14 protein-coding genes are annotated in these 13903 nt (G+C 62.8%); 4 read left to right on the top strand and 10 right to left on the bottom strand.

Annotated features, from left to right (window positions below):
• Positions 1-3: 3 nt before the first annotated feature.
• The gene (locus tag VGO12_RS21230) at positions 4-1176 is read right to left on the bottom strand and encodes a glycosyltransferase family 4 protein (RefSeq protein ID WP_327514734.1); all 1173 of its coding nucleotides are present in this window, start codon (positions 1174-1176) and stop codon (positions 4-6) included.
• 5 nt (positions 1177-1181) lie between these two features.
• Positions 1182-1757: a polysaccharide biosynthesis/export family protein gene (locus VGO12_RS21235; protein WP_327514735.1), complete on the bottom strand. Its 576-nt coding sequence runs from the start codon at positions 1755-1757 to the stop codon at positions 1182-1184.
• A 203-nt stretch (positions 1758-1960) separates the two neighbouring features.
• On the opposite strand from VGO12_RS21235, the gene VGO12_RS21240 reads away from it, so the two are divergent.
• Positions 1961-4156 (top strand): exopolysaccharide transport family protein, encoded by a 2196-nt coding sequence (locus VGO12_RS21240; protein ID WP_327514736.1) that lies wholly within the window; start codon positions 1961-1963, stop codon positions 4154-4156.
• 53 nt (positions 4157-4209) lie between these two features.
• Here VGO12_RS21240 and VGO12_RS21245 read toward each other — a convergent pair whose 3' ends face one another.
• From VGO12_RS21245 to VGO12_RS21255, 3 genes are all read right to left on the bottom strand, one after another.
• Positions 4210-5451 carry a GNAT family N-acetyltransferase gene (locus tag VGO12_RS21245; protein WP_414650756.1) on the bottom strand — a complete coding sequence of 414 codons (1242 nt, stop codon included), beginning with the start codon at positions 5449-5451 and terminating at the stop codon, positions 4210-4212.
• A 152-nt stretch (positions 5452-5603) separates the two neighbouring features.
• Positions 5604-6344, bottom strand: coding sequence for a metallophosphoesterase family protein (locus tag VGO12_RS21250; protein ID WP_327514737.1), 741 nt, complete (start codon positions 6342-6344; stop codon positions 5604-5606).
• Positions 6345-6375: 31 nt separating this feature from the next.
• Complete coding sequence (locus VGO12_RS21255; protein WP_327514738.1) at positions 6376-6588, bottom strand: DUF2842 domain-containing protein; 213 nt, start codon at positions 6586-6588, stop codon at positions 6376-6378.
• 173 nt (positions 6589-6761) lie between these two features.
• On the opposite strand from VGO12_RS21255, the gene VGO12_RS21260 reads away from it, so the two are divergent.
• A complete protein-coding gene (locus tag VGO12_RS21260; RefSeq protein ID WP_327514747.1) occupies positions 6762-7865 on the top strand; it encodes a COX15/CtaA family protein in 1104 nt (367 codons plus the stop codon).
• A gap of 84 nt (positions 7866-7949) precedes the next feature.
• On the opposite strand, the gene argC is transcribed toward VGO12_RS21260, so the two are convergent.
• Complete coding sequence (gene argC, locus VGO12_RS21265; protein WP_327514739.1) at positions 7950-8882, bottom strand: N-acetyl-gamma-glutamyl-phosphate reductase; 933 nt, start codon at positions 8880-8882, stop codon at positions 7950-7952.
• Positions 8883-9185: 303 nt separating this feature from the next.
• Here argC and VGO12_RS21270 point away from each other — a divergent pair, with 303 nt between their 5' ends.
• Positions 9186-10871 carry a sulfatase-like hydrolase/transferase gene (locus tag VGO12_RS21270; protein ID WP_327514740.1) on the top strand — a complete coding sequence of 562 codons (1686 nt, stop codon included), beginning with the start codon at positions 9186-9188 and terminating at the stop codon, positions 10869-10871.
• A 10-nt stretch (positions 10872-10881) separates the two neighbouring features.
• Here VGO12_RS21270 and speB read toward each other — a convergent pair whose 3' ends face one another.
• Positions 10882-11844: an agmatinase gene (gene speB / locus VGO12_RS21275; RefSeq protein ID WP_327514741.1), complete on the bottom strand. Its 963-nt coding sequence runs from the start codon at positions 11842-11844 to the stop codon at positions 10882-10884.
• Positions 11845-11968: 124 nt separating this feature from the next.
• Positions 11969-12760: a phenylalanine 4-monooxygenase gene (locus tag VGO12_RS21280; protein ID WP_327514742.1), complete on the bottom strand. Its 792-nt coding sequence runs from the start codon at positions 12758-12760 to the stop codon at positions 11969-11971.
• A gap of 113 nt (positions 12761-12873) precedes the next feature.
• Between VGO12_RS21280 and VGO12_RS21285 the strand changes: the two genes are divergently transcribed.
• Positions 12874-13347: an Lrp/AsnC family transcriptional regulator gene (locus tag VGO12_RS21285; protein WP_327514743.1), complete on the top strand. Its 474-nt coding sequence runs from the start codon at positions 12874-12876 to the stop codon at positions 13345-13347.
• Positions 13348-13371: 24 nt separating this feature from the next.
• Here the strand turns inward: VGO12_RS21285 and VGO12_RS21290 are convergent, their stop codons facing one another.
• Both VGO12_RS21290 and rpsI read right to left on the bottom strand, forming a co-directional pair.
• On the bottom strand, positions 13372-13710 hold the full coding sequence (locus VGO12_RS21290; protein ID WP_327514744.1) for an antibiotic biosynthesis monooxygenase: 339 nt from the start codon (positions 13708-13710) through the stop codon (positions 13372-13374).
• Between the two features lie 108 nt (positions 13711-13818).
• Positions 13819-13903 (bottom strand): 30S ribosomal protein S9 (rpsI, locus tag VGO12_RS21295; protein ID WP_327498349.1); only part of this gene is annotated, 85 nt, incomplete at its 5' end.

Raw genomic sequence — 13903 nt, forward strand, 5'->3', positions numbered from 1 at the left:
CGCTTACGTTGTGGGCAGCACGCTATCCGGGGACGGCTGGTAACGGCACAATTCCCGATAGAGCTTTAACATATCGGCTGCCATTACCGAAGCGGCGAATCGCGATTTGAACGTGTTCGGATCGGGCATGACCCGGGCTGCCCAGTCCGTCTCTGTGATCGCCCGGGCCATGATCGCGGCAAGCGAATGCGCACAGGCCGGTTCGGCAAGGGCGGCGCTGTCGCGACCGAGGATCTCCGGAATACCGCCGACGCGGCTTGCAATCACAGGTTTTCGCGCCGCGAGTGCTTCCAGCACGATGTAGGGCATGGATTCGGCCCGCGACGGGACGACGATATTGCGCGTCAGGGCGAACGCCTCGCGCGTCTTCATCGCCGGCTGCATGGTAATGCGCCGGCTAAGCCCCTGCTGGAGCATCAGCTCTTGATATTCCTGTTGCTGCGGGCCGTCCCCCACCATCAGCGCCGACAGCGGACGGCCAACGAGCCTTTCGGTTTCGGCGAAAGCTTCCACAAACAGATCGGGACCCTTCAGGTCCCGCATCATGCCGATGTAGAGGAAATCGACCGCGTCCGCCTTCGGCGTGACGGTTTCGAATTCGCGGTCGTCGATACCGTTGTAGATGAGCTGACTTCGCTCGCGCGGCAGGCCGACCTTTGCGAAGTAGGTCTGGCGTTCGAAGTCGCAGACAAAGACGAGTGCGTCCGTCAGGCGTTCCTGAAACCGCTCCAGCGGAAAGATGAACCGCCCGCTCATTGAGTTCGAGCGGTAGTGCAGGCTGCCGCCATGCGGCGAATAGAGGCGGGCTACGCGATACCTGTTGACCCGCAGGGCTGAACCGATGAGCCGGGCAATGGCGCCACCCTTGGCGCCGTGCCCATGCAACACATCCGGTCGCAAACTTCTGATTTCCTTGTAGCCGCGCCACAGGGATGAAAAATCCGAGACGCCTACAGAGCGGCTGATCGGCATTCGCACGAGGCCGAGCGCCAGATAGGGGCGTATTTCGTCGAAAAGCCGGTCTTCGTGGCTGCCGCCGGTGGTGCTGTCGCACAGGATGCCGACCTCATGGCCGGCATTGGCGTGGGCTTCGGCCAGATCGCGCACGTGTCGGAATATGCCGCCGACCGGCGACCTGAAGCAGTGAATGATGCGCAAGGGACGCTGCTGCTGCATCGAGGTCAGAACAGGCGTTCGCGGACATAAATGGTGTCACCGGCGAGCACCGCGTCGGTGATCGGCACTCGGCCGGTGATGATCCGGCCGTTGATCTTGCGGGTAATGTCGGCATTCGACTGGTTGGCGCGCGGCGTGAAGCCGCCGGCGACCGCGATGGCGTTCTGAACGGTCATTCCCGGCACATAGGCATACTGGCCGGCCTGGCCGACTTCGCCCATGATGAAGACGGACCGGTAGCGATCGACCTCGATCGTCACGTCCGGATCGCGCAGGTAGCCCTGTTTCAGCTTCGCTGCGATCATGCCCTCGAGCTCGGGCAGGGTCCTGCCGCGGGAAGCGACCGTTCCGATCAGCGGGAAGGCGAGGTAGCCGGCCTGGTCGACCGTGTAGGTGCCGCTGAGGCCGGCCTGTTCGAACACGTTGATGCGCAGGCGGTCGCCGCTGTCGAGCCGATAGGGCTGGATCGTGGCTTCGCTGAAAGCCTTCGGCGCCGGCTGATAGCTGGTGCAGCCGCTCAGCAATATCGACAGCGCTGCCGCCGTGATAGCGAGACCTGTCCTGATACCTGCGGTTGACATGCTGCGTACGGGCTCCGGAAACGACGACCTTTTGCGACGTTATCGATCCGTTAGGGTTAATACCCGGTAAACTCGCGGTAGAATTTTCAACGGCCCGGACGTCTCGGGTGGCGCCTTTATCGTCCGCAAGTTGATTGCATTAACCCTTGCGTTACCATGTTCCTTTACCGTCCGGCGAGATTTGAAGGTGCGGAGCCAGTAGCATGTCGGGAAGCGGCAGCGGACAACAGGATGTGGATATCGACCTCGGCGGCCTTTTTCGCGCCGTCTGGGATCGGCGCGTCAAGGTGCTGCTTGCCACGGTCTGCGTCGCGGCGCTCGCTTTCAGCGCCGCCAAGATGGTTTCGCCCGACTATCAGAGCGAAACCCGCGTCCTGATCGAATCGCGCGAGCCGGAATTCAGCGGTCCCAATCAGGCGTCGCAGGCCGGAGCCGACCGCGTCTTCGACGAATCCGGTATCCTCAGCCAGGTGCAGGTGCTTCGGTCCGCCGATCTGATCAAACAGGTCGCGCGCAACATGAAGCTCTATGAGCTCAAGGAATTCGATCCGTCGTCCGCCCCTTCAGCGCTGTCCGACCTGCTTGTCATGCTCGGCCTGAAGAAGAACCCGCTGGAACTGCCGCCCGAGGAGAGGGTGCTCAACGAGTTCAATTCCAAGCTCCAGGTCTATCAGGTGGAAAAATCGCGGGTTATCGCGATCGCCTTCACCTCCAAGGACCGAAAGCTTGCCGCCGCCGTTCCCAATGAAATGGCCAAGGTATTCCTTGCGCTGCAGAGCGGCGCGAAACTCGATACCAACTCCGAGGCGACCCGCTGGCTCGAACCCGAGATCGCCAATCTGCGCGAAAAGGTCCGGGACGCCGAAGCGAAGGTGGCTGCCTATCGCGCCTCGTCCGATCTTCTGCCGACAGGCGAGACCACCAACTTCGCGACGCGTCAGTTGACCGACATCTCGACCGAACTGACGCGCGTTCGCGGCGAGCGTGCAAACGCCGAGGCGCGTGCTGCCGGCGTACGCTCGGCGCTGGCAAGCGGCCGGGCCCCCGATACGATTACCGATGTCGCCGGATCGCAGATGATCCAGCGACTGAAGGAGGCCGAAGCGAACCTGCAGGCGCAGGTGGCGGATCTGTCGACGACCCTGCTTGACGGCCATCCGCGCCTGAAGGCGCTGAAGTCACAGCTCGAGGGGATTCGCGGGCAGATCCGCACGGAAACCCGCAAGGTGCTGACGAGCCTTGAGAACGAAGCCAAAGTCGGTGAACTGCGCGAGCAGCAGCTTACCCAGCAGCTGAATGCCGTGAAGGCCCAGTCGGCCCAGGCTGGCGAGGAAGAGGTCGGCCTGCGGGCGCTGGAGCGCGAGGCAACCTCGCAGCGGCAATTGCTCGAAACCTATCTCGCCCGCTACCGCGAGGCGACGTCGCGCACGGTCGAAAATGCGACGCCGGCAGATGCGCGCGTGATTTCAACCGCCGTGGTCCCGACCGGCGCAAGCTTCCCGAAAGTCATGCCGATCACCATCGTCGCAGCGCTTGCGACATTCCTTTTGAGCTGTATCGGGATCATGCTCGCGGAGCTCTTCAGCGGCCGCGCGCTGAGACCTGTCTCGTCGACAGCGACCCGGGAACAGCGGCCGGCGCGTGCGCGCCCGGCGATCGCTGCAAGCGCGCTGGACACACCGGTTGACGCGACCGGACCCGCCGCATTCGAGCCGGTTCAAGACACCGACGAAACAGTGGATCTGCTGTCGAACCCGCCCGCTGCGCCGGTCGTGGCGGATGCGGACGAGACGACTTCCAGCGAACCGGATTTTTCGATCGAGGCGGTGGCGGAGCACCTGCGCGCCACCGGCGTGCGGATCGCGATTTCGGTTTCGCCCGGCGGCGACGAAGGTTCCACCGCGACCGTCATGCTGGCGCGGTTGCTGGCCGAAGACGAGTTGAAGGTCGTGCTGATCGACCTGACCGGCTCTGCCTGCCCGACCCGCCTGATGGCGCGCTCGGCGCAGCTTCCGGGCATCACCAATCTGTTGGCGGGAGAGGTGCCGTTCACCGACACCATCCACGCGGATCGCTTCTCCGAGGCGCATATCATTCCCCAGGGCGACGCCGATCCGCGGCAGGCGATGCGCGGCATCGAGCGGCTGAAGATGATCATCGACGCTCTCACCAACGCCTACGATCTCGTGCTGGTCGAATGCGGGCCGGCCGACGAAACGGCGGTCGAGAAAATCGCCGGTCGCGACGGCGCGGAAATCATCCTGTCGGCGCCCTCGGTCAGTGACGAGCGCATCGTCGAAGTGCTGAGCGATTTCGGAGCGGCGGGCTATCGCGACATCGTCTTGATGACGGGGCAGGTGGAACCGGATCCGAACTACCCCGACCGTGACGCGGCCTGATCAAACGCCTGACGCCCGTCTGTCACAGCAAGCCGGCTGAAAGCGCCTCCGTTTCAGTCGGGCGCTGCGTCTGAGCTTCTGGACTGTCGGAGCCGCCTTGCCCGCTGAATGCCGCCGTAGATGGACTTGTTGGCCTTGACTGCCCGTTTCGCCCGCACCACGACATGGTGGCGGAGGCCCGCCAGATGGCCGGCAAAGCTCACGGGCAGGACGATGTCGCTGAGCGGCGTTTCGATCGTGCACCAGGAACGCTTGTAGGGCTGATCGCCGACCCCGAAGTCGAACAGGCGAATCCCCTCGGCCGAAAGGCGTTCGATCATCCGGTAGAATAGCAGCTCCCCGGGGCTTGCGTCGCCGGCGAGCGCTTCGTCGATCGACCCGAACTGGCAGATGACGTGGTCGCCCTTCTTCGACAGGCCGGCCACGGCGACAACCCGTCCATCATGTGCGCCCCTGAGGCAGATGGCGTTGAGTTCCATCAGGGGGGCGCCGCCGTCCTGTTGCGCCGCAAGCGCATGGAAAAAGGCACGGGTCTCAGGTTCCTGGAAGACATCCGGAAGGCCAAGGGTTGCAAAGCGGGCCGCCTTCTGACGGAAGAACGTATCGAGCAGAGACCTTGCCTCATCGACGGTGCTTGCAACGACGTAGTCGTAGCCGCCCATCTCCGCCAGCCTCCGTTCGGAGATGCGCATCTTCTTGCGGCGACGCTTCGCGTTGATCTGCGCGAGCGTTTTCTCAATGCTGCCGAGAAGCGGAAGCTGAAAGGAGGGGTTCGGGTTGGGGGCATCCGCAAGCGTGGCGAGCGGGCCGACGCGACCACGCCAGATGGAAGGCATCCGGTCGAGCATGACGACATCGGCGAGGCCACGCAGCGCCTTCCGGATCTCGTTGGCAAGGGTCGCGGCAAGCGCCGGCGTCGTCACGGCCGAGGCGTTCTCGGCAAACAGAGCGGTGTTGAGGTTGCTGTGTTCCGTTCCGATCAGGCGGGCGGTTCTGAACAGCCGTCCATGTTTGAGCTCGAGCGGCAGGATGAGAAAGAGCTCGCCGTCGAGCGTGACGTGCAAAACCACCAGGTCGCTGCCATGCGTCTTTACCCAGGTGCTGCACCAGTCGTAGGCGTGATGGAGAGAGTTGCCGGCAAGACCGTCGAGCAAGCGCCAGTCGGCCTCGATCGGCTCCAGCTGGCGATGAACGGAGACTTCGAAGCGCGCGACGGCGTCGGCCGGACCGGCACGCATGGACGAGGGCGCGCGGCGGTTGCCGGGGCTGTCCATGGTAACATCCGAGTTCGTCATCGAAGGCGCCGTCCGGTCCCTGTTGCGGAGCGATTGAAGCGCAAAGCCGCTACGATCCATTTAATTCGAGAGTGCTTATCAAGGCGCTTGAGAAGAACCGGAGAACGCGGTTAGCAAAGCATGAAGCGATGCGGCCCGCAGTCGGCCTGCGGTCAATCAAGGAAACCGGTGGCGAGCGCCTTTGCCCATTCCAGGCGATTGCGACTTTCGGCAAGCCGCGACATCGCCATCCAATCGTAGGGAACGCTTCGGAAGGTAACGCTCCAGCCGCTCGCCGCCTTTTCGATGATGGCGTAGCGCGCGTCCGGAGAACCCGCCTCGACCTTGTGCGGCACCGGCCGGTCGTCGTCATAGCCGGGGCAGCCGACGCTGCCGGGATTGACGACAAGGCGACCGTCGGACAGGCGCACAGCGCGCTGGATATGGGTGTGTCCGCACAGGATCACCGGATAGTCGATGCCGGCGGCTCCCGCCTCGATCGCCGAACGCGGCGCCATGTGCACGGTGCCGTCAGCCGTCAACGCCTCCAGCCAGTAGGTCTCGTCATCCGTCGGCGTCGCATGGCAAAGGAAAAACGTGTCGTGGTGGACATGCGCCACGGGCAGGGTGGCAAGCCATTCGCGATGCTGCGGCTGCAATTGATCGTAGGCGGCACGATCCGACAAGCCCAGCTCGCGGGGATCGATGGTCAGCAGATACCGATCGTGATTGCCACGGATCGACAGGATCTCCCGCTCGATCAGGATGTCGGCAGTGCGCGCCGCATTGAGGGGTCCACTGACGTGATCGCCAAGATTGACGATGTCGGTGATTCCGAGCCCATCGATATCGGCAAGCACCGCTTCGAGCGCCAGATCGTTGCCATGGATATCCGCAATCACTGCAAGTCGCATGGGCGTCTCCTGGACTGGCCGCTCAGCCGGATCAGCGATCGCGCGCCGGCTTTTCCATCCATTTGATAATCAGCATCGCCGGCAATATCCAGAGCAGACCAGTGAAGAAGAAGTAGGCCAGATGCATCCACCAGGGGGCGGCGCCGAGCAGCAGCGATGCGAAGGTGACGGCCGCCAGCGCATAGACGACGACGAGGATGATGATCAGGATCGTGCCGATCAGCTTTCTGAGGCGTACGGGCATTTCACTTCTTTCAGATGGCTCAAGGTCGGCGCGGATGGTCCGCGACGGCATGCCGCAAAGGTTTCGGCCTTGTTTTGCATGCCGCTCTGGTGCAAATCAACGGCTTTCCTGAAGGTGCGACCGTTGATCCGTCCGGTCGCGCCGCCGAACCCTGCGAAATCAGAGGGACAATGATGGCCGGCGTCGACATGGCGACAGAACAGATGCTTCGAAACGAGATCGGCAAGACCGACCGCAACAGGCGGCAGATCCGCGGCTGGCTTGCCGTCGTGCTCTTCACCCTGTTTGCGCTGGTGCTCGTCGGCGGCGCCACGCGGCTGACCGAATCCGGCCTCTCGATTACGGAATGGAAGCCGATCCACGGGGTGATCCCGCCGCTTTCGGCAACGGAATGGGAGGAAGAGTTCCAGCTCTACCAGCGCATTCCGCAGTATCAGCAGATGAACAGTGAGATGACGGTCGAGCAATTCAAGACCATCTTCTGGTGGGAATGGGCGCATCGACTGCTGGCGCGCACCATCGGCCTGATTTTCGCGCTGCCGCTCGCCTTCTTCTGGCTGACCGGTCGCGTCGAGCGCCGGCTGCGCCTGCCGCTTCTCGGCATCCTCGCCCTTGGGGGCTTCCAGGGCTTCATCGGCTGGTGGATGGTTTCGTCCGGCCTGGTCGAGCGCACCGAAGTCAGCCAGTACCGGCTGGCAACGCATCTGGTCATCGCCTGTCTGATCTTCGCCGCCTGCATGTGGATCTTTCGCGCGCTCAGTCCGCATTCGAACGAAGCCGCGCCGACGGACCGCTCGCGCAAGATGGCCATGATCATTGCCATCTTCAGCCTGTTCCAGATCTATCTCGGCGCGCTGGTCGCCGGCCTCGACGCCGGATTCAGCTACAACACCTGGCCGTTGATGGATGGCGCGATCATCCCGCAGGACCTGTTCTTGCAGCAGCCCTGGTGGATCAACCTCTTCGAGAACCCGAAGACGGTGCAGTTCGTTCACCGCATCGGCGCCTATGTGCTGTTCGCTTTTGCGTTGATGCATATGATCGCGTCGCTGAGGGCGGCACCCGAAACCACCCATGCGCGCCGCGCTGTGCTCCTGTTCCTGCTCGTCTCGGTTCAGGCCGTGATCGGCATCACCACGCTGGTGCTGCAGGTGCCGGTCGTCTGGGGCGTGGCGCATCAGGGTGGTGCGCTTGTCGTGCTTGGTTTCGCCATTGCCCACTGGCGCGGCTTCTATGGCCAATACCCGCGGCCGACGTCAATCGAGTATCGCGACTGACGCCTGCACGAAGTCAAAAAGAAAGACCCCGGCGATCGCCTCGCCGGGGTCTTTTCATTTTCAGGCTGCAGCGCCGCGCGCCGATCAGGCCGACAACATCAGGTCCATGTTCTGGACGGCGGCACCCGAAGCGCCCTTGCCGAGATTGTCGAGCAGGGCGACGAGGTTGACATGATTGCCGCCGCTCGTGCCGAAGACGAACAGCTTCATCGTGTCCTTGCCGGCGAGTTCCGTCGCGTCGATGCGGGCAGCCTTTTCGCTTGTCGCAAGCGGCACGACCTCAACGATCGACTGGCCGGCATAGTGTTCGACGAGGGCGGCGTGGATCGTCTCCAGCGTGGCGCCCGCGGCGAGGTCTTCGAGATAGAGCGGGACCTGGACGATCATGCCTTGCGCAAACTTGCCGACCGAGGGGGCGAAGACCGGCGCACGATCGAGCAGACCGTGCATCTTCATCTCGGGCACATGCTTGTGCTTGAGCGTCAGGCCGTAGAGGAAGTGCGGCGCGCTGATGTGGTCCGGATTGGTCTCGTCTTCCATCTGGGCGATCATCTGCTTGCCGCCGCCGGTATAGCCGGAGACCGCATTGACCGTCACCGGATAGCCGTCCGGCAGGATGCCGGCCTGGCGCAACGGTCGGATAACCCCGATGGCACCCGTCGGATAGCAGCCGGGATTGGCGACATGGCGCGCGTCACGGATCTTGGCCGGCTGGGCATTGTCCATTTCGGCAAAGCCGTAGGCCCAATCGGGCGCGATCCGGTGCGCGGTCGAGGTGTCGATGGTCCGCACCTTGTTGTTGCCCGAGACCATGGAAACCGCCTCACGCGAGGCGTCGTCCGGCAGGCACAGGATGGCAATGTCGGCCTCGTTCAGGAGATCTTCGCGCATCGCGGCGTTGCGTCGTTCCGCTTCCGGGATGGAAAGCAGTTCGAGATCGCTACGGCCGGCCATGCGCGTGCGGATCTGCAGGCCCGTGGTGCCGTGTTCGCCATCGATGAAGATCTTCGGTTTCATGATTTTCCCGTTCTTCCAAAAGGTTACGAGCTGTCGCGGAATCAATCTGACACAGATTTGATTCAGTTTCTCAACACGGCGTTCCGCGCGGACGCGATGTAGGCGTTGCCGTGGAGGTGTTCATATATAAGCAGCGGCGGTGGCCCGCAACCGTGCGGGTGACCGCGGGCGCCGCATCGCCCGCGCCGACGTCGCCGTCGCATGGTTAACCACAACTTAAGATTTGCAACTCAGCGGTTGTGTTGCTGCGCCCAATTCTGCATCTGGAGCCCTGTCACAAAACTGTCATGCAGGAGCTGCGGATTGAAGAAACTGATGACCCGGATCGGCGCCGTGCTTCGGCATCCGCTGTCGGTCTCGCTGGCATTCCCGCCGCTGCTTCTGGCCTTGCATTCTTTCGATACGCGCTGGCGGTTCTTGCCTTTTCTGGTCCTGATCACACTTGCCATCGCCGCCGTTTTCTTCCTGTTTTCGCGCCGCGCGAGCTTTTCGCTCTGGGCCGCAGGAACCATGGTGTTGCTGATCGCGGCGATGTCGGAGGTCAAATTCCACCTGAAGGGTTTTTCCCTGCACGTCTTCGATTTCGCCTTCACCGGCTTCGACCGATCGGCGCTTTCCTTTCTGGCCGGCTCCTATTTCCAGGTGCTGATTGCGGGCATCGCGGCTTCGGCAGTGGCGCTCGCGTTTCTCGTCGTCGCATTTCGTGGCGATCGCCTGTCCTCGTGCTCTTTCGGCCTGCGCGCCGGCCTGCTTTTCGTCGCTTCAGCCGGTGTCGTCGCACTCTATCCCGACAACGGGGATGAGCCGGACTATATTCACTACATTTCCGGCTACGATGCTTCGTCCTTTTTCGTGTCGCTCGGCCACCTCGAATTTCCGCTCGGACGTATCGTTCTTGCTGACCAGCTCGATACCGTCGAGACGAAGGGAAGCCTCAGCGACGACGTCAGTTGCGGCGGCGATTCGAGCAAGCCCGACCTCTTCGTCGTTCTGAGCGAGAGCCAAACCAACCCGAGCTATTTCCCGCAGGTGCGTGTTCCCAACTGGATGGCTGCGGCGTTCCAATCGCAGGATGGCCATGTGTATCCGCTGCAGGTTGAGACGTTCGGGGGCGGCACCTGGGTCACGAATTTTTCTGTCATGACCGGGCTGTCGGGAGCGGACTTTGGCTGGCAAAGTCCCTATGTCACGCAAATTCTCGAGGGCAGGGTCAAGGCAAGCCTGCCCGATCTCCTGGCACGATGCGGCTATCGCACCGTCGCGGTGATCCCGATGCAGGCGAGTTTCGTCAACGAGGGGCCGTTCCTGCGTTCGATCGGTTTTCAGGAGATCGTCGATTTCGATGCGATGAAGCCGGAATCGCATTTTGTTCGCGATCGCTTCTATTTCGATGCCGTCGAGCGGATCGTCCGCGAGCATCGCGCGAGGGATGGGCGCCCGCTGTTCATCGCCATGCAGACGCTCTTTCCCCACGGTCCTTATGACATGAGCCTCGTGCCTGAGGACACATTGCCCGAGAAGGCCTTCGCTGCGGATGCGCAAGCGAACGAGTATCTGCGCCGTGTGGCGCTCGCCAAGCGGGACTTCCTGGATTTTCGCGCCAAGCGCCAGCAGACGCCCGGTCCGAACGGCACCGTCGTCGTCGATTTCGGCGACCATCAGGCGGTCGCCACCAAGGGCTACCTGTTGGCCGACGCGCCGGCAGGTGGCGTCCTTGCCGACCTGCGGTCGCGGGCCTACAGGACCTATTATTCCGTCCACGCCTATGGGCGCGACATCGACATGCGGCCCTTCGCCATGCCGCTCGATGTCGGCTTCCTTCCGGCCAGCCTGATCGAGGCGGCCGGCCTGCCGAGCTCGCCGACATTCGAGGCGCTGGCACGCCTGCGCGACGCCTGCAGCGGCCGTTATCACGCCTGCGCGGATCGCGGGCTGGTCGACCAGCATCTTCGCCAACGCCAGAATGCCGGGCTGCTCGATCTCGGTTGACGGCAAACGTTCAGCGCAGCGTCGAGCGCTCCGCCAGCTTCTCCGCGTGCAGCCCCAGCATGTACATGGCGACGGTCGCGCCGGCGATCGCCGTGATGTCGGCATGGTCGTAGGCGGGCGCCACTTCGACGACGTCACTGCCGACGACCGTGAGCGCACCGAGCTTGCGCAACACCGACAGGATCTTGGCGCTCGACGGGCCGCCGGCAACCGGCGTGCCGGTTCCGGGTGCATAGGCAGGGTCGAGGCAGTCGATGTCGAAGGTGAGGTACGCCTTGCGCTCGCCGACCTGCCGGATGATCGTCTCGGCGATGTCCGTAGCGCTCATCTCCTCGACGTCGTAGCCGTAGAGGATGCGGATGCCGCAATCCTCCGGCGCATGGGTGCGGATGCCGATCTGGATTGAGGCATCCGTGTCGATCAGGCCCTCGCGCGCGGCACGGCCGACAAACGAGCCGTGATCGATCCGCCCGCGCTCGTCCGACCAGGTGTCCTGGTGGGCGTCGAACTGGACGAGGGCGAGGGGGCCGTGGATGGCGGCATGCGCCTTGAGGATCGGGTAGGTGACGAAGTGGTCGCCGCCAAGCGTCTGCAGATAGGCTCCGCTCTTGATGACTTTCGCTGCCTCGCGCTCGATCGTCGCCGGTGTCTTTTGATGATTGCCGTAGTCGAGCAGGCAGTCGCCATAGTCGATCGTCGCCATCTGCGAGAAGAGGTCGCGCTCGAACGGGTATTGCGGGTCATTGTCGAAGATCGCCGAAGCGCGGCGGATTGCCTGAGGTCCGAAACGGGCGCCGGGACGGTTGGACGTAGCGGCATCGAAGGGAATGCCCCAGACGACGGCGTCTACGCCCTTCAGTTGCTTGGAGTACTTGCGCCGCATGAAGGAGAGGATGCCGGCATGGGTCGGGTCTGATGCTGCCGATGTGAGCGAGCGCGCAGTCAGCGCATGATCGATCGTCCTGTTGGCCATGTCCCGCCTCTTGCTGGGGCGGATGCCGGCGCGTTTGGCCAGCCAATCCGCTCTACTTCTCGTGGCGAGACGTTGGACAATCGTCGCCGGCAAGGCAAGGCCCTGCCGGCTGATTCTTCGGCAATTACGAGGCTTTGGCTTCGTAAGTCGGGGCAAAGTCGCCGAGCGCCTTGGCCTCGGTGATGCGCGCGGCGATGTCCTCTTCGATGATCGTTTCGAGCTGGGCGAAACTGTCGATCACATAATAGATCGGCTGCACGATGTCGATGCGATAGGGCGTTCTGAGAACGGTCATCAGGTCGAACGGCCGGAACTCGATGCCGGATGCTTCCATGGCGTTTCGGGTTTCGCTCGGTGACGATACGATGCCGGCGCCGTAGCAGCGGCGGCCATTCGGCGTGTTGATCAGGCCGAACTCGACGGTGAACCAGAAGATCCGGAACATGTGCCACGAATAGCCCTTGCCGAGCGAGACGGCTTTTTCGCCGAAGCGGCGGACGAAATTGGCGTAGCTCTGGTTGGTCAGGAGCGGGCAGTGGCCGAAGACCTCGTGGAAGATATCGGGCTCTTCGATGTAATCGATATGCTCGCGGCGGCGGATGAAGGTGGCCAGCGGAAACTTGCCCTCAGACAGGAGCTCATAGAAGCGCGAAGGCGGTATGAGCGCCGGAACACCCTCGACGCCGAAGCCGGTGGTCTCGGTCAGGCGTCGGTTGACGTCGTTCAACTGCGGCACGTGATGCGGCCCGAGGTCGAGCGTGCGCGCACCTTCCAGGTATTCGTCGCAGGCCTTGTCGGCGAGAAGCTTCATCTGCCGCTGATAGAGCTCGCCCCAGATCGCATCTTCTTCCGGGGTGTAAAGATAGGTGCCGTCCGGTTCCGGCAATTTCGCAGTGTAGGTGCTTTCCTTGGTCATGACGCCTCCTCAGTCGTCCGAACAAATCTCCTGTTGCAATTGTATCGCGGATGGCGCGAGTATTTGTTCCACAGTTGCCAGGTGGAAGCCTGATAGCGGGAGGAAATTTCGTAATGCCGTCCGATGTGAAAGAAAATCTTCAGCCCGTTCGAAGGCTTCTAAGACTGATTCAGGCCGACAGCGGCCAATCCTTGTCCGATCTCGCCGAAAGGGCCGGCATGTCGCAAAGCTCGGCGTGGCGGCGGCTGCAGGAACTGGAGGCTGAGGGGGTGATCCGCAAGCGCGTCGCCCTACTCGATCCGGCGAAGCTCGATCTGAAGCTCTGTATCATTGCGCACGTGACGCTCGAGGATCACCACGACGAGGCGATCGCCGCCTTCTCGGCCGTCGTGCGCGACCGGCCGGAAATCATGGAGTGCTACGCGCTGTCGGGCACGTTCGACTACATGCTGAAGATCCGCGCCAACGACGTCGAAAGCTATGATGCCTTCATGACGCGCTATCTGATGCGCAACCCGCACGTGCGCACGGTGGTGTCGAGCTTCGTCCTGCGCGAACTCAAGTCGACCACGGAACTGCCGATCTAGAACCGAGCGAGGAACGGCACGGTCCTAGGACCGTTCGAACCCGTATTGCCGTTCGATCTTGCCGACGCGGACCTGGTAGTCTTCATACCAGCGTTCGCGTCCGAGGCGCTGCGCGGTCAGGTGTCGGACATTGCTTTTCCACGCGGCGATGCTTTCCTCGTCGCTCCAATAGGAATTGGTGATGCCGAAGCCATCGCCGCCGCGGATGCTTTCCAGTCCGAGAAATCCGGGCTGCTCGCGCGCGAGCCGTTCCATCTCGTCGCCCATGTTGTCGTAGCCGTGGTCACCGGCCGTCCTGCGTGAGGAGAAGGTCACGATGTAGTAGGGCGGTTCAGGGGTCTGGACGACGGGGGAGCTTGTCATGCGATGCCTCGGAAGGTCTCAGTTGCGGCGCTGTCGATTCGTGCGGGCACAATAACAAAAAAAGGCGGAGCATAGCCCCGCCTTTCCAAGTGTCGCAGTTGGAAGCGATTAACGCTTCGAGAACTGGAACGAACGACGTGCCTTCGCACGGCCGTACTTCTTACGCTCGACCACGCGGCTGTCGCGGGTGAGG

It is taken from the genome of Ensifer sp., from assembly GCF_035999135.1.
Classification (GTDB): Bacteria; Pseudomonadota; Alphaproteobacteria; order Rhizobiales; family Rhizobiaceae; genus Ensifer.